14 protein-coding genes and 2 pseudogenes are annotated in these 15,412 nt (G+C 63.4%); 7 read left to right on the top strand and 9 right to left on the bottom strand.

All coding sequences use genetic code 11. From position 1 onward, the window contains the following. Positions 1-21: 21 nt before the first annotated feature. Positions 22-1,488 carry a UbiA family prenyltransferase gene (locus J7355_RS14995; protein WP_209064101.1) on the bottom strand — a complete coding sequence of 489 codons (1,467 nt, stop codon included), beginning with the start codon at positions 1,486-1,488 and terminating at the stop codon, positions 22-24. Then, entirely contained in the window at positions 1,485-2,459 is a 975-nt protein-coding gene (locus tag J7355_RS14990) for a lysylphosphatidylglycerol synthase transmembrane domain-containing protein (protein WP_209064099.1), read from the bottom strand. Before J7355_RS14990 ends, J7355_RS14995 begins: the two co-directional genes overlap by 4 nt. A gap of 460 nt (positions 2,460-2,919) precedes the next feature. On the opposite strand from J7355_RS14990, the gene J7355_RS14985 reads away from it, so the two are divergent. From J7355_RS14985 to J7355_RS14955, 7 genes and pseudogenes are all read left to right on the top strand, one after another. Beyond that, complete coding sequence (locus J7355_RS14985) at positions 2,920-4,668, top strand: acyl-CoA dehydrogenase (protein WP_209064097.1); 1,749 nt, start codon at positions 2,920-2,922, stop codon at positions 4,666-4,668. Between the two features lie 107 nt (positions 4,669-4,775). Then, a pseudogene (locus J7355_RS14970) lies at positions 4,776-6,130 on the top strand (MipA/OmpV family protein). Beyond that, positions 6,096-6,677: a hypothetical protein gene (locus tag J7355_RS18075; protein WP_348523044.1), complete on the top strand. Its 582-nt coding sequence runs from the start codon at positions 6,096-6,098 to the stop codon at positions 6,675-6,677. Before J7355_RS14970 ends, J7355_RS18075 begins: the two are co-directional and overlap by 35 nt. After that, on the top strand, positions 6,569-7,186 hold the full coding sequence (locus J7355_RS14965) for an efflux RND transporter permease subunit (RefSeq protein WP_348523045.1): 618 nt from the start codon (positions 6,569-6,571) through the stop codon (positions 7,184-7,186). The genes J7355_RS18075 and J7355_RS14965 overlap by 109 nt, the downstream gene beginning before the upstream one ends. Further along, positions 7,159-7,293, top strand: coding sequence for a hypothetical protein (locus J7355_RS17925; RefSeq protein ID WP_280637631.1), 135 nt, complete (start codon positions 7,159-7,161; stop codon positions 7,291-7,293). The genes J7355_RS14965 and J7355_RS17925 overlap by 28 nt, the downstream gene beginning before the upstream one ends. Before the next feature lie 38 nt (positions 7,294-7,331). After that, a complete protein-coding gene (locus J7355_RS14960) occupies positions 7,332-7,628 on the top strand; it encodes an STAS/SEC14 domain-containing protein (RefSeq protein WP_209064089.1) in 297 nt (98 codons plus the stop codon). A 325-nt stretch (positions 7,629-7,953) separates the two neighbouring features. Continuing rightward, positions 7,954-9,819: a CocE/NonD family hydrolase gene (locus J7355_RS14955; protein ID WP_209064088.1), complete on the top strand. Its 1,866-nt coding sequence runs from the start codon at positions 7,954-7,956 to the stop codon at positions 9,817-9,819. A gap of 124 nt (positions 9,820-9,943) precedes the next feature. On the opposite strand, the gene J7355_RS14950 is transcribed toward J7355_RS14955, so the two are convergent. The 7 genes and pseudogenes from J7355_RS14950 to J7355_RS17780 all read right to left on the bottom strand — a co-directional run. Then, the gene (locus J7355_RS14950) at positions 9,944-10,744 is read right to left on the bottom strand and encodes an SDR family NAD(P)-dependent oxidoreductase (RefSeq protein WP_209064085.1); all 801 of its coding nucleotides are present in this window, start codon (positions 10,742-10,744) and stop codon (positions 9,944-9,946) included. Between the two features lie 11 nt (positions 10,745-10,755). Next, positions 10,756-11,514, bottom strand: coding sequence for an SDR family NAD(P)-dependent oxidoreductase (locus tag J7355_RS14945; RefSeq protein WP_209064083.1), 759 nt, complete (start codon positions 11,512-11,514; stop codon positions 10,756-10,758). 52 nt (positions 11,515-11,566) lie between these two features. Further along, positions 11,567-12,358, bottom strand: a complete 792-nt coding sequence (locus J7355_RS14940; protein WP_209064081.1) for an enoyl-CoA hydratase-related protein — start codon at positions 12,356-12,358, stop codon at positions 11,567-11,569. Positions 12,359-12,371: 13 nt separating this feature from the next. Continuing rightward, positions 12,372-13,250, bottom strand: coding sequence for a haloalkane dehalogenase (locus tag J7355_RS14935; protein WP_209064080.1), 879 nt, complete (start codon positions 13,248-13,250; stop codon positions 12,372-12,374). Between the two features lies 1 nt (position 13,251). Further along, positions 13,252-13,860 carry a TetR/AcrR family transcriptional regulator gene (locus J7355_RS14930; RefSeq protein WP_209064078.1) on the bottom strand — a complete coding sequence of 203 codons (609 nt, stop codon included), beginning with the start codon at positions 13,858-13,860 and terminating at the stop codon, positions 13,252-13,254. A 440-nt stretch (positions 13,861-14,300) separates the two neighbouring features. Beyond that, on the bottom strand, positions 14,301-14,951 hold the full coding sequence (locus J7355_RS14925) for an IS1595 family transposase (protein WP_209064076.1): 651 nt from the start codon (positions 14,949-14,951) through the stop codon (positions 14,301-14,303). A gap of 168 nt (positions 14,952-15,119) precedes the next feature. After that, positions 15,120-15,284 (bottom strand): annotated as a pseudogene (locus J7355_RS17780) (IS1595 family transposase); the annotation flags it as partial. Positions 15,285-15,412: the final 128 nt, after the last annotated feature.

The following is a 15,412-nucleotide window of genomic DNA, read 5'->3' as shown; positions in this document are numbered from 1 at the left end:
AACGATCGCGGGCAAGGCGGATCAGATCGCCATGAACATGATCAGCGCGCCCAGCAGCACGCAGACGCGGCTGCCGTTGTCCTTGGCCGCGAACACGATCGGGTCGTCGTGCATCTGCCCGCGCAGCGTCTTCAGCCAGATCCGGCTGATCCAGTACAGCACCACCGGGCAGAGCACCCAGATGCGCGCCGGATGCTCGTACTGGTTGGTGATGTCGGGGCTGTTGATATACAGCGCCAGGATCACGACCGCGGTATAGCCGGCCGCGGTACCCAAGCTGCGCAGCGGCGGCAGGTCCGAGGCGATATAGCCGCGGCCCAGGGGCGCGTCGCCGCTGTGCTCCTCCATCACCAGCAGCTCGGTACAGCGCTTGGCCATGGCCAGGCTGAGGAAGATCGACATCGACAGCGCGAGCAGCCAGAACGACAGCGGAATGCCGGTGGCCGCGCCGCCGGCGATGATGCGCAGCGTGTACAGCGCGGCGAGCGTGAGCACGTCGATGAGCGCGATCTGCTTGAGGCCCAGCGAATAGGCCAGGGTGAGCGCGTAATAGCTCGCCAGCACGGCCCAGAAGAACGGCGGCAGAAAGGCCGCGATCACCACCGCGGCGCCCAGCAGTATGGGGATGGCGATCACGCCCTGCAGGATCGGTATGCGCCCCGAGGCAAACGGGCGCTCGCACTTGCGCGGGTGCTGGCGATCGTCGCCGAGATCGACGAGATCGTTGAGGATATAGACGCTCGAGGCCAGCAGGCTGTAGGCCACGAACGCCAGCACCGCGGCCATGATCATGCCGAAGTCGGCGTATTGATGGGCCGCAAGCAGCGGCACGAAGATCAGCGCGTTCTTGGCCCACTGATGCACGCGCAGGGCCTTGGTCCAGATACGCCAGTCGCGTTTTTCCGGCGGAAAGCTGGCGCCGACGTCGTAATTGTCGTGGGCGCTGCGTTCCAGCTTGTCGCTGGCGTTGACCAGCACCGCCTTGCGCGCGTGGCGCCAGATGGCGTTGTCCACTTCGTGATCGGCGGCGTAATCGAAGGGCGCGTCGCCCACCTCGCGACGAATCGCGGCGAGCTTGCGGTCGCCGGCGAGGTTGGTCTGGCGGTCGCTGGCGAGCACCGTATCGAACAGCTGCAGGTGCTCGGCGACCTGGCGGGCGTATTTCTCGTTCGCCGCGGTCGCCAGGATCAGCCGACGGCCCTTGGCCTTTTCCTCGTGCAGATATTCGATCAGCGGCCGGTTGTACGGCAGCTGCTCGATGCCCAGCTCCGCGCGCTGGGCGATCTCGGCCTTGAGCGTGGCCTTGCCGGCGCGCAGCCAGCCGGGCAGTTTGATCAGGCTCTGCGGCGAAGTCTTGGCCAGTACGAAGGCGGATTCGACCAGCAGATCGGAATGCACCAGCGTGCCGTCGATATCGACCACCAGCGGCACGGCGGCGATGTCGCGGGTCGAAGGCGTCTGGGCTGAAGGCGTAGCCTGGGAACTCATCCGGGATTCCTGTTCGAAACGTTGCGATTGGTAGCCGAGACCGCGCGACGGCGATCGAGTTCGATCGCGGCCAGCGAGACCAGCCCGAGTACGACGGCGAACCAGAGCGTGGCCACGCGCGCGATCAGCGTGACGGCCAGCGCGGTGGTCGCGTCCACGCCCGACAGCTTGAGCAGTAGCACCATCACCGCCTCGGTGCTGCCCAGGCCGCCGGGGATGAACGACAGCGCGCCGACCAGCATGCTCACGGCATAGATGCCGATGGCCGTCGTGAGCGCGAGTTCGATATCCAGCCCATGGGCAATCACATACAGCGACACGCCCTCCGCGGCCCAGGCCACGAGGCCGATCGCCAGCCCGGCATACAGCGGCCGGCGTCCGAGCAGGGCAAAAGCCTGATCCCAGGCCGAGACCAGCCCGTGCAGCAGGTTCTGGAGCCTGCCTTCGGGATTCGCCGTGCGCCGCTGCATGTGCTCGAGCAGGCGCCGTTGACGAACCGCGATCAACAGGCCCGCGAGGGCGGCCAGCGGCGCGACGACCCACCAGACATAGTTCGAAAACGCGATCAGCACCAGCATCGACAGCAGCGCGATCGCCAGCAGGTCGATGAAGCGTTCGGCAAAGAAGGCCGCGAGACTGTGCGGGTAGGGCACGCCGTGGCGTGCGAGATAGACCGAGCGCATGCCTTCGCCGGCCTTGCCGGGCGTGGTGGTCAGCGCGAACCCGGCGATATAAATCAACCCGTCGCGCCAGAGCCCGACGCGGTCACCGAGCCAGCGCAGGTAGCCATGCCAGCGTGCAAAGCGCAGCCCGTAGTTGAACAGCGAAAGCGCCAGAATCGCCAGCCACCAGCGCATGTCCAGCTGGCGCATGGCGGCCAGCGTGCGTTCGGCGTCTATGCCGGCCACCAGGGTGGCGTAGAGCAGCAGCGCGAGGGCTAGGGAAAAGACGATCGTTCGTATGCGCGGCAAGACACGGCCTCATTGCTATGACGCCGAAAAGGCGGCAGTCGTGGTGATTCGTTTCCGACAGACCGCGGCCGCATTCCGGCCCACGGTCGAGGCACGCGCCGCGTGCGCGTGCCCGTACAAGAACCCCCAGTCGTCGTGCCCCGAACGAAGTGTCCGAATACGTTCAGCTTAGCGCAAACGCAACGGCATGAATCAAGTCTTGTGCGCTGCGCCATGATCAAGAATACGCGACACGGCACCCGGGCGCGCCCGCTCGCCGGCAACGCCGGTTACCGTATCCGCCGCGCATGGCCGCACCCGTGCCGATGCGTCTAATCGCCGAGCTGCAGCGAACCGCGCGTTCAAGCCTGCCGGCGTTTGGACAGCGCGGGCTGTCAGTAATGGCGCTTTCCCATACCATGAGCCGCGTATCCGGCGGCCCGGCGTGCCGCTTCGTTCGTTTCAATAGAAGAGAACAAACATGGCCGAATATCGAGCGCCCACCCGCGACATGCTGTTCATGCTCAACGAAGTACTGGACGCGGACCGCATCCGCAGCCTGCCGGGCTATGACGACTACGATCCCGATACCGTCTCGGCGGTGCTCGACGAGGCGGCCCGGTTCGCCGGTGAGGTGCTGTCGCCGCTCAATCGCAGTGGCGACACCGAAGGCGTGAAGTGGTCGGCCGACGGTGTGACGCCGGCAGCCGGGTTCGGCGCGGCATACCAGCAGTACGTCGAGGGCGGCTGGAACGGGCTGACCGGCTCGGCCGATCACGGCGGCATGGGCATGCCGCGCGTGCTCGGTGCGGCCGCAACCGAAATGTGGAACGCCGCGAACATGTCGTTCGCGCTCTGTCCGCTGCTGACCGCCAGTGCCGTCGAAGCGCTGGAGAACCATGGCAGCGACGCGCTCAAGCAGACCTATCTCGACAAGCTCGTCACCGGTGAATGGACCGGCTGCATGGATCTCACCGAGCCGCAGGCGGGCTCCGATCTCGCCCAGGTGCGCAGCCGGGCGGAGCCGGACGGCGACGCCTATCGCCTGTTCGGTCAGAAGATCTATATCACCTGGGGCGAGCACGACATGGCGGACAACATCATCCACTTCGTGCTCGCCCGCCTGCCCGACGCGCCGGCCGGCGTGAAGGGCATTTCGCTGTTTCTGGTGCCGAAATTCATTCTCGACGCCGACGGCAATCCCGGCGAGCGCAACGACATGCGCTGCGCCTCGATCGAGCACAAGCTCGGCATTCACGCCTGCCCGACCTGCACCATGAGCTTTGGCGAGGATGGCCAGGGCGCGCTCGGTTATCTCGTCGGCGAGGAGAACAAGGGCCTCGCCCACATGTTCACGATGATGAACGCGGCGCGGCATGCCATGGGTCTGCAGGGACTCGGCGTCGCCGACCGCGCCTATCAGCACGCGCTCGAGTACGCCCGCGAGCGCCAGCAGGGTGGGCGAGCCATCGTCGAGCACGCGGACGTCAAGCGCATGCTGTTGACGATGCGCAGCCAGACCGACGTACTGCGGGCGCTGTGTCTCGACTCGGCGGCGGCCATGGATGTAGCCGAACGCAGCGACAACGACGACGAGCGCGCCGCGGCGCAGGCGCGCGCCGATGTGCTCATTCCCGTGGTCAAGGCCTGGGGCACGGAGCTGGGCGTGGATATCGCCAATACCGGCATTCAGATCCACGGCGGCATGGGCTTCGTTGAGGAAACCGGCGCAGCGCAGTATCTGCGCGACGCGCGTATCGCGCCGATCTACGAAGGCACCAACGGGATCCAGGCGATCGACCTGGTTGGCCGCAAGCTGATCCGCGACGAAGGGCGCGGCATGCGCGCTCTGATCGCGGATATCCGCGCCACCGCCGAAGGGCGTGCCGAGGGCGCGAACGAACACCCGGCGCTGTCCAAGGCGCTGGATCTGCTCGAACAGGCCACCGATACGCTGCTCGAGGCCGGCCGCGATGCCGCCATGGCCAACGCCTTCAACTACCTCATGCTCTGCGGCACCGTGTTCGGTGGCTGGTATGCCGCGCGCATTGCCGATGTCGCCAAGGCCGCGCTCGACGACAATACCGACGAAGCCGACTTCTACGAGGCGCGTCAGGCCTGTGCGCGTTTCTATGTCCGCCAGATCCTGCCCAAGGCGCAGGGCTATGCGGCGATGGTCGCCAGCGGTCCCGAGGCCGTCGATTCGGTGGATGCCGCGCGTCATTTATAGGTGCTCGATATTCACTTTCCTCGATTTAAGGCGATGAGCGGGCACGGCCGTCGGTAAATACTGTGGGCCACGTTTCTTCTCGGTGCGCGCGATGAATCGCTCGGTAAGTGGACCCGGGCAAGTCCACATCACTTAATGCCTTGTCCGAATCCTGGGGTCCAGATCAGACCGGGCAATTGCAATCGGGCGCGAGCGGTGATGAATGGGCGTTTCGCCTGCGCGGTGGGGTGGCGGTCGCGCCGGACTATCGAGGCTCGGATGACTATGAATTCAAGCCCGTACCGCTCGTCGACGCACGCTATGGCGACTGGTTTTTCATCGGTTTCCCAGCGGCATCGGGGTCAACGTGATCCGTGAGGACCAGTTCACCCCGGGTGTCGCGCTCGGCTATGGCGGCGGGCGCGATGACGACGGCGATCTGTCGGCCATCGACGAGGTCGACGCGAGGCTGCTTGCCAACGCCTTTGCCAGCTACAAGGTGGGCCTGCTGACGTTCAAGGGCTTTGTCTCGCAGGCGCTGACCGGGGACAACGAGGGGCAATAGGCGTCGCTGAGCGCGAAGTTCGGGGCCCCATTGACCCAACGTCTGCTGTTGTCTTTGGGGCCGAATATCAAGTGGTCGAGCGACGACCGGAACGATGCGCTCTACGGTTTGTGCGCCGACGAGGCAGCACGCCTCGGTGTCTCGTCCTACGGGGCCGCTGGCGGCCTGAGTAGCGTCGGCCTCGATGCGAGCCTGACGTATCTCGTGACCGAGCAGTGGTCGGTCACCACCCCCGCCGGCATGAGTCAACTGCTGGGCGATGCTGCAGACAGTCCGATCGTCGATGATCTCGGCAGCGCCACCCAAGCGTCCTTCGCGGTGCCGCTTGGTTATCAATTCTGCAGCACGATATATCTTGACGTCTTCCAGCGTTGCTACGGCCGCGCAGGTTGCGCGTTCGCGCGGGGTGAATCCTGCTGGTTTCGCGTGCTCGGCCTGATGGCGGTTCTGGTCGTCGCCGGCGGTGCCGGGACGCCCGCGCGCCAAGCGCTGTCCGAACTCTACGTTCCCGTGCCCAACGATTGGGTCGTGCCGGCGTCGGATGCGGCAGTCGAGCGGCGCTGGTGGGCCGAGCTCGGCGGCCCGCAACTCGACGCCGTGGTCAGCGAAGCGCTGGCCAATAATCGTGACCTGCGCGCCGCGGCCGCGCGGAAGCCCGCGTGGCCGGCGCCGAGCTGTATCCCCAGCTCGACGCCAGCCCTAGTCGCTAGAATATTGTCGCGGGCAGTGCCGGCGTGCCTGGTGCCGGTGGTGCAGGAGGCGCTGCGGGCGGGCCCGATCGCCGTGCGCAGCGACAGCTATGGCCTGTCGCTCAATCTCAGCTGGGAGATTGATCTCTGGGGGCCGGATCCGTTCGAACACGTCGGCTGTCTATGCCGACCCGTTGCGCCACGAACTCGGCTCGGTGATGGAGAATAACCACGCAGGCGCGAGCCTCGTGTTGCTGGCCGAAACCGGCCAGCCGACTACTGGCGATGCGATAGAAATCGATATCGTCGGCGAGGATCTGGCCAAGCTGCGCGAGCTGTCCGAAAGCGTGCAGCAGACGCTGCGCCAGACCGTGGGCGCGGTTGATGTGCGCGACAATCTGGGCGCACTCAAGCCCGAGATCGCGTTGTATCCCGATCGCGGCGCGATCGAGTTCTATGATCTGACGCCGCAAAAACTTGCGGCTCAGGTGCGCTACGGCATGTCCACGGGCGAGATCGGCAAGTTCGCGGTGTCCGGCCCCAGGACGATCTCGACATCATGCTCGGCCTGGACCGGCCCAGCTGACAGGGCGGTGGTGTCGGTCCGACCGAAGCCGAAGCACTGTCCCTGCTGCGGGCGTTCACGCCGCACGGCCACACCGTCGCGATTTCGGCGCTGCTGGTGCCGCGCCTGGACAATGCGCCGGTATCGATCGTGCACAAGGAGGCCCGCCGCGCGATCGTCGTCCTGGCCAAGAAAGAGAACCGGGCGGTGACCGATATCGTCGCCGAACTGCGGCCCAATCTCGACCGGATGCAGGCGGACTGGACGGAAGGCTATAGCCATACGGTGGCCGGCGAGGCACAGGAGACTGCGGAGACCTTCGGTTCGGCCGGCACCGCGTTAATGGTCGCCATCATCATGATCTTCGGCACGCTGGTGCTGTTGTTCGGCAGTTATCGCCAGGCCGTCGTATTGCTGGCGACCCTGCCGCTGGCCCTGATCGGCACCTTCCTCGGCTTTTTCATCTTCGGCATGGAGATGTCGTTTTTCGCTGTCATCGGCGTAATCACGCTCATGGGCATCGTCGCCAACGACGCGATCGTGATGATCGACACCATGAATCTGCACCTGAAAGAGGGTGTGCGGGTCGCTGAATGTGCCCCCCGTGATGCGACCGAACGTCTGCTTCCGATCATCAGCACTAGCGGGACCACCATCGCCGGCTTGGTGCCGCTGGCCATCGGTAACCCGATGTGGCGGCCACTGTGCTATCGCTGCTGATCGTGCCCTGCATGTATCTGTTGCTCACGCCCGAGGACGCCAAGGAAGAGATCAGCCTCGATTCGATTGATGCTACTCCCGGCGCCGAATCCGGTACACGCCGGTGATTTGTTCTACCGGAATCATCAAAACCAAGGAGCGACCCATGAACGTCGAATACAAGGAAAACGCTGAACAGAAGACCGTCGGAATCGTCGTCGACGGCAAGATTACGCAAGCGGATTTCGATAGCCTGGTGCCGAAAATGGAGGCCTTCATCGAGACCCGCGGTAGTGTGAAGATTCTGGAAATCATCAGGAATTTGGATTGTTTTGAGCCGTCCGTGCTGATCGATGGCGCCAAGTTCGACATGAAACACATCAAGCATTTCAGCCACTGCGCCGTGGTGTCCGACAAAGGCCGGATCGGGCCGCTTGCCCGCCTTGCTTCCGCGGTCTCGTAGATAGAACGCCGCGTGTTCAAGCTCGAGGAAGAACAGCAGGCGCGTGATTGGATTGCGCAGGGCTGAAGTGGTTTAAGTTCTGTGTATCGGGATCCGGCCCGTTGGCCGGTTCACCCTGTTGGAAACAGGCCCATCTGAGCGCGGACCGGCCGTCAACAGGGATTTGCTTGCCTGTGCAAGCGCTAATAACGTACTACATGATATAGATAGCTATAAGTGACCGATATTGATCAAGGCGACGTCTGACCCACTGTAATTTTCGTCTGGTGGCATGACGGGCCAGAAAAGTCTCCACTCATAAAAGAAACATAACGAGGGGCCATCCATGAATCGATCGACTACACATACCGGGTTGGCGTGTCTCGCCCTGGTGCTGGCTGTTTTGTTGTTACCGGGCTGTAGCGACGACGGCAACGTGACCCTGGCCGATCGCTCCGGCGCCCAGAGCGGGGTCGGCGACGCAGATGGTGGCGACGATGGCGAACCGACACCGCCGGGCATGGCGCCGATGCTCTGCGCCGAAGACGCGCCGGCTCTACAGGCGGGCAGCGCCGACGTGGTGACGCAGTCCACCGACCTCGACGGCGATACCATCGACGTCGCGATGACGGTCTTCACGCCCGATCTGGCCGAAGGCGAATGCGCGCCGCTGATCGTGCACAGCCACGGCTTCGGCGGCAGTCGGCTGACCAGCCTCGAGGACGTTGCGGACGATGCCAATGCGTCCGACCTGGCCACCCGCAACGCCTGGCGGGCGGGTTATTTCGTGATCAGCTTCGATCAGCGCGGCTTCGGCGAAACTGGCGGCAGAGTGATGGTCGAGAATCCCGATTTCGAGGGCCGCGATATCCGCGCCGTACTTGACTATGCCGAGGCCAATCTGGGGGATCACCTGGCCTATCGCCAAGGCGATCCGGTGGTTGGCGCACTGGGATTGTCGTATGGCGGTGGTTTCCAACTCGTGGGCGCCGGCGTGGACCCACGTTTCGACGCTCTCGTACCGGCCGCGACCTGGTACGCACTGCCTTACAGTCTGGCGCCGAACGAGGTGCCCAAGACCGTCTGGCTCGATCTGCTGATTCTGCTCGGCGTGACCGGCTCCCAGGGCGCTCTCGATCCGTTCCTCTACGAAGGCTTACTCCAGGCTCAGTTGGGCAACATTTCCGACGACGTGATCGATGAAGTGCGCGGCAATGGTCTCAATGCCTTCTGCGAGAATATGCGTGCCGCCGAAGGCGTACCCCGGGTGGATGCGTTCCTGGTTCAGGGCGTCAACGACACGCTGTTCAATCTCAACGAGGCCGTGCGCAACGCGCAGTGCCTGCGCGCAGCCGGCAACGACGTGCGATTGCTCGCCCAGCGTACCGGCCATATCCTGCCGTTGTTCCAGGCCGTGCAGGATGCCTTCGGCTTCGATCTCGACCCGGAAGTCACCTGCGGCGAAACCACCTACGCGACCTCCGAGCGCATGATCACCTTCCTCGACGAGAAGCTGCGCGCCATGCCGGCTGAGCCACCCATCGACCAGAACTGCTTCGTACAGGACGATACCCACGGCATCGTCACCGACGAGATCCCGATAGGTGGCGACGCCTATACAATTACGCCGACCTCCATGACGACCGGGCCGGTGGTCGAAACGGTCGTGCAGGTGTTGCAGGGGCTGGGTGACGGACTGCTGCAGACGGTCGTCCGTGCACTGGGCATGACCGTCGAGAATCTGCTCTCGATACTCAGCAATCTGCTCACCAATCCGGCCGATATCGCCAATATTCTCACCAACGACGTGCTGCAGGTTCTGCCGCCGGAGTTATTGGCGGAACTCACTGCGCCAGCACGCGAAATTCAGCTGTTCACGGTGTCGGAGCCGATGACGCTGGCCGGGATTCCAACTGCGGAGCTGCTGGTCGACTCCGCGGCGCCCGACCCTATTCTGTTCGTGGGCTTGGGCGTGCGACGGGCCGGTGCGTCGCAAACACAGCTGATCAACGAACAGATCGCGCCGCTACGCGGCAACGACGACGGCGTCTATGAACAGGAACTGGTGGGTGTTTCGACCCGTCTCGAAACCGGCGATACTGTTTATCTCATGGCATACGGTTTTCACAATCAGTACTTCCTGAGTTTCAACAAAATTCCGGCCTCGGTCGAACTGTCGGGCAGCGTCGCGCTGCCGCTGATGGCGGACTGAGTCCGGAACGAAACTCGTCGATCGGGTTGCGGGCGACGCTCCCGCGTGCGTGCCGGTATCCGGTGGTGTGAGCATGGGACAGGCCGCTCCCCACGGCGTTGACTTCCGCCGTGGGGAGCCGGATTCACCAGGCCTCGTCGTGCGGCCGCAAGTCGAGTTCGTGAGTCCAGGCACTGCGCTGCTGTTGATAGAGCATCCAGTAATTTTCGGCGATAGCCGCCGGGTCGAGCGCACCGTTTTCGCCGCGTGATTCCAGCCATTGCGGCGCAAGCGTGCGCAGGCGATCGCCGTCGACCAGGCCGTCGATGACGACATGCGCCACATGAATGCCCGTGGGGCCAAACTCTCGCGCCAGTGCTTGGGCGAGACTGCGCAGGCCGGCCTTGGCCGATGCGAAGGCGGCGAAATTGGCCTTGCCACGAAGCGAGGCCGAGGCGCCGGTGAAGATCAGCGTGCCGCGGCCACGAGGCTTCATCCGTTGCAACGCCTGTTGGGCGATAAAGAAACCGGAGAGGCAGTCGTTGCGCCAGCGCTCCTCGAGTGTGTGCGCGGTGGTCTTGAGAAAGGCTTGCGGCCGGTTCGTGCCGACATTGTGTACCACCAGATCGACGGCATGGCCGTCGGCCGCCACCCGCTCGAAGGCAGCCGTGATCGCGTGCTCGTCTGCCGCATCTACGGTCAGGCCGATGACGTCGCCGCCGATGTCGCCCAGCGTGGTGGCGGTCGCCTTGATCTTTTCAGCGTTGCGGCCGGTTACATAGACGCGCATGCCGTGGGCGGCTATACGTTGCGCGACGGCGCCGCCCACCCCGGATGGTGCGCCGGCGCCGAATACGATCGCGGCGAGCGGGCGGTCGTCTTCGGGCATGGGCCGGAACGCGTCGATACGGTCCCGAACCAGCCGTTTGGCAATCGTGGTGAACATCAGGGCCTGTCCTAGAAGGATTCCCGGTATGGGCGAAGATCGAGTTCGTGTGTCCAAGCCGAAGGCGGTTGCCGGTGCACGGCCCAGAAGCTGCGTGCCACTTCATCGGGCAACAGCGCGCCGTCGCTGCCTTTCTGGCGCAGGATGAGTTTGCCGAGGGTGCCGATGCTGCGAACCAGCGCGCCGTCGACGACGCCATCGATCACTATGTGGCCGACATGGATACCCTCGGGGCCGAACTCGCGCGCCATGGATTGCGCCAGCGCGCGTAATGCCGCCTTGGCCGAGGCAAAGCCTGCGAACAGCGGCTTGCCGCGCAGCGACGCACTGGCGCCGGTATACAGAATCGTGCCCCTGCAGCGATTGCTGTCGGGATTCTGATCGAGCATGGCGCGAACTGCTGCCTGGCCGGCGAGGAACCCGCCGAGCGTGCAGTGCCGCCAATGGTCTTCCACCAGTCGGCGCGTGGTGTCCAGGAAGGGCGCCGGCAGGTTGCGGCCGACGTTGTAGACGACGAGACGGAGCGGCTGGCCGGTGTCGACCGCGCAAGCGAACAGGTGCTCGATATCACCGGGCTGTGTGCTATCGGTAATGACGGCTGTGACGCGACCGCCTTCTTTTTCGATCAGCGCCACGATCCGATCGAGCTTTGCGCGGGTCCGGCCTGCGACGAAGACATGCATGCCTTCGGCCGCGGCTTTGATCGCCACTGCCGCACCGAGTCCCTGGCGTTCGCCCACGCCGATGATCACCGCGGTTTCGTTGCTCATCTATATTTCCGCGCGTGGTCGTTGCCGAGCGTCAAGGCCGTTGGCATGCATGTCATCGATCAAAGGCCGGTTTTCTCTTGTCCAGAAAGGCACGCACGCCTTCGCTGAAGTCATCCTCGCTGGCGCTGGCTGCAAAGTTTGTCGCTTCGTCCGCCAGCTGTTGTTCGAGCGTGGTGTTCAATGACTGGGCGAGCAGCGCCTTGGTTCGGCCAAGCGCTGCGCCCGGTGCCTCGACGAGCCGCTTCGTGATCGCGGCGGTCTCGGTGTTCAGCGTGTTGGCATCGACCACCCAGTTGATCAGTCCCAGTTCCAGCGCGCGATCGGCCTTGAAACGGCCGCCAAGAAAGGCGATCTCTGCAGCTCGCTTGGCGCCCACGGTACGGGGCAGGGCGTAGGTGGAGCCGCCGTCGGGGCTGGTGCCGAGATTGATATAGGCCAGCGTGAACATGGTTTCGTGAGTGGCGATCGCCAGATCGCAGGCCAGCATCAGGCTGAGGCCGAAGCCGGCGACCGCGCCGGTCGTGCAGGCGAGCACCGGCTTGGGCAACTGCCGGATGCCGGTGATGATCTGGTGTGCTCCGCCGATGAACCTCTCGAAGTGCTCGCGTTTCGACTCGGGCGTTTCGTCCAGCAGGCTGGAGAACTCGGCGATATCGCCGCCGGCCATGAAGTGCTTGTCGCCACGGATCACCACGCAGCACACATTGTCGTCGTCCGTCGCCTGGGCGATCGCATCTCGCAGGCCGATGGCGAGATCTTGATTCAGCGCGTTGAGCGCCTTCGGGCGATTGAGCGTGACCGTTAATACGCCGTCTTCGAGATTGGTCAACACACTGTCGGTCATTGGATGCTCCGGTTTAGCGAACGCGGGTCAGAAAATCGGCGATGGCGTGGCCTATCTCGTCCGGGCTGTCTTCCTGGATGAAATGCGAACCGGCGACGGTGATCTCCTCCTGGTTAGGCCAGCTGCGGCAATAGTCGCGCTGTGGACCGGTGAGAATCGACCCCGGCTCGGCATTGATGAACAGTTTGGGCACGTCGCTACCCTCCAGCCAGCGGTCGTAGGCGGACACGATTTCGACCATCGGTGCGGGCGTGCCGTCGATCGGGATCTCGCGCGGCCAGGTCAAGGTCGGCCGACGGGATTCGCCGGGTTCCGTGTAGGGCGCGCGATAGCGTTCGAGTTCGGCGTTGCTGAGCTCGCGCAACACGGACGAGGGCAGGACACGTTCGACGAAGAAGTTGCGTTCCAGGATGAGATCTTCGCCCTTGTCGGAGCGAAACGCCTGGAAGATGCCGCGCGCGTCGTCCGGCCAGTCGTCCCAGCTCACCGGGCAGACGATGGTTTCCATATAGACGATCGCGCGCACGCGCTCGGCATGGCGCCGCGCCCAGTCGAAGCCTAGCCCGCCGCCCCAGTCGTGCAGTACCAGTGTGACGTCCTCGTCCGGCAGTACGGCATCGAACCAGGCATCGAGATAGCGGGCATGATCCGCGAACCCGTATCGGCCTTCGGTGCTGGCGCCGCTTTCGCCCATGCCGATGAGGTCTGGCGCCAGGCAGCGACCCTGCTCGAGCACCGGCGGGATCACGTTGCGCCAGAGATAGGACGAGGTCGGGTTGCCGTGCAGAAACACGACCGGCGCGCCGCTGCCGACATCGACATAACGCACGTGTGAATCGAGCACGTCCGTCGTTTGGCGTGGATGTGGGTCGTTGGCAGCGGGTGTGCTCATGTCAATCTCCGGTTCCGGCATGGTTGGTCGCGTGAGGCGTCGCGGGCGCGGCGAACGCGCGGGCGGCGTCGAGAATGGCGTCGGCTTCTGCATCGTCGTCGAAGGCGCGGGCCAGTTGCATTGCACCGACGAACAGGGCCAGCAGCGATCGCGCCCTGGCATCGGCCGACATGCCGTTTGGCGCGTCACCTAAGCCTTCCTGCATGCGATCGAAAGTGTGGCGTAACTCGACCTGCAGCGATTCGCGCAACGCGCCGCCGGCGCGGCTGGTCTCGGCCAGTGCTTCTGGGTAGGGGCAGCCTGCGCCCGGCTGCCGTCGATGGGTCGTGCTCAGATAGCGTCGGGCAATGCCTGCGACCCAGTCGGCTTCGTTCGTCGCGCCGGCTATGTTCAGCCAATGTTCGCGATATGCGGTTGCGCTAGCCAGAGCTTCGGCCAATAGCGCTTCGCGGCTGCCAAAATGGGCATAGAAGCCACCGTGCGTCAGCCCGGTTGCCCACATGACATCGGCAACGCGAACCGCCGCAGGGCCGCGTTCCCGAATCAGCCGCGCCGCAGCCGCAACGATCTGTCGGCGTGTTTTCTGCTTTTGAGCGTCGCGCTGGGGCAAAGTGAAACTCGTATGATGTTCATCATATGAGTACCCGCGCTCCTTGAGACTGTCAAACTATTGGCCGCTTTAGTGCGGTTCGGCGGGAAAGCTTGGCGATTTCCTCTATGGCCGCACTATAGGTTGGCGCAGAGCCGTTTTCGGGTAGCCGCTGAGGGATAATGAGTTGATCGGGTACCGCTCTTTTGACGGCGTGCATCAGGTGCAGCGGTTCGGGACAGAGGAAAGTACGGTCGCCGGGCCCTTTCAAAATAGAGTTCAAATCCAAGAATACCCGGCCTTCATGGCTGCAAGCCCCTGGTTCGAAAGACACCGAATTAAGCGTGTTATGCGGTGCGGTACCTGCCATGGGCTCTTTAGGCCGTCTGCACGCGCGCTTGCCACTCCGGTACGGTAGGTGTGCGCTTTTATGCGAAAAATCTTGGGGCTGTCCTAGATAACTAGTTCAAGTTTTTCCTAACCCATTGTTTTAGTTGTTTGAGCTGAAGCCTTGGGTCCGGGTTGTTGAAACGCCATTCGCATTCCTTGAGAAACAGCGGGAAGTGCTCGGCGGGTATCCCATTGAATTTGCGCAGATGCCGCTTGGCCTGGTTCCAGAAGTTCTCAATACCGTTGATATGATTCTGCCGGTCGACAAAGCGATCCGAATGGTTGATGCGGTAGTGGCGAAACGCCGATACATCCAGCACGTCGTAGCTCGATAGGCTGTCGGTGTAGACAATACTGTCTGGCTGCACTCGAGCCTCAATGATTGGCATCAGTGTGCGCGTCTGGGCGTTGGGGATGATCTGCGCGTAGACCTTGCCACCACGCTTTAGCAAGCCGAACACCGGCACCTTGCCGGCTGCACCACGGCCCCGTTTGCCTTTGCGCTTGCCGCCGAAATAACTCTCGTCGATTTCCACCTCGCCGGCAAAGGGTGCCGCATCAAGCAAGGTGGCCATGATCAACTGGCGAAGCCGTTGGACATAGTAAGCTGCTGTATTCCGATTAACGCCGACAAGCGCCGCCGCGGTTCGCGCTGTCGTGCCCGCCACAAAGTGCTCGATCAGGCGCTCTTGTTTGTACCAGCTCAATCGACTTTTACGCATCGGACCCTCCTAGATAAGCGCGTTATCTAGGACAGCCCCAAAATCTTAGTGCGCCGATTGGAGTTGCCCCTATAAAACTGAAAATGCGCGTTCTCGTTTGCATGATCCTGTCAAAAATTCCGCGTTGAGCGCATTTTCATCGCCTTGTGCGGGTATGTGTTGTCTTGATTAGCCCCGAAACTCAGCAGCTCGCAGCCGCGATTCCGGCCAGCGCTTGCTGCGACTGGCGTGTTGGATGAGTTGGCCCAGCATGCGCCTCAGGTCGTATCGGTGGTTGAACCGATATTGGAAGTCGGCCAGATATCGATGGGCGTATTTAGCGAACTTGAACGCGGGGAGTGCACCATTCGTTCTGTAAATTGGCCTGAGCCGGAAAGGTGACAGGCCACCCGCTATCCTTTCGTTGGAATTCATTAGCCGTGAATGACGAAAGGAGTAACGAATGGCCTGCCAACGACAGG

Origin of the sequence: Endozoicomonas sp. G2_2 (genome assembly GCF_017744135.1) — a bacterium.
In the GTDB taxonomy this organism is placed as follows: Bacteria; Pseudomonadota; Gammaproteobacteria; order Nevskiales; family Salinisphaeraceae; genus Salinisphaera.
The sequence above is the reverse complement of the archived record's forward strand: the minus strand, read 5'-3'. Positions and strand labels throughout refer to the sequence as shown.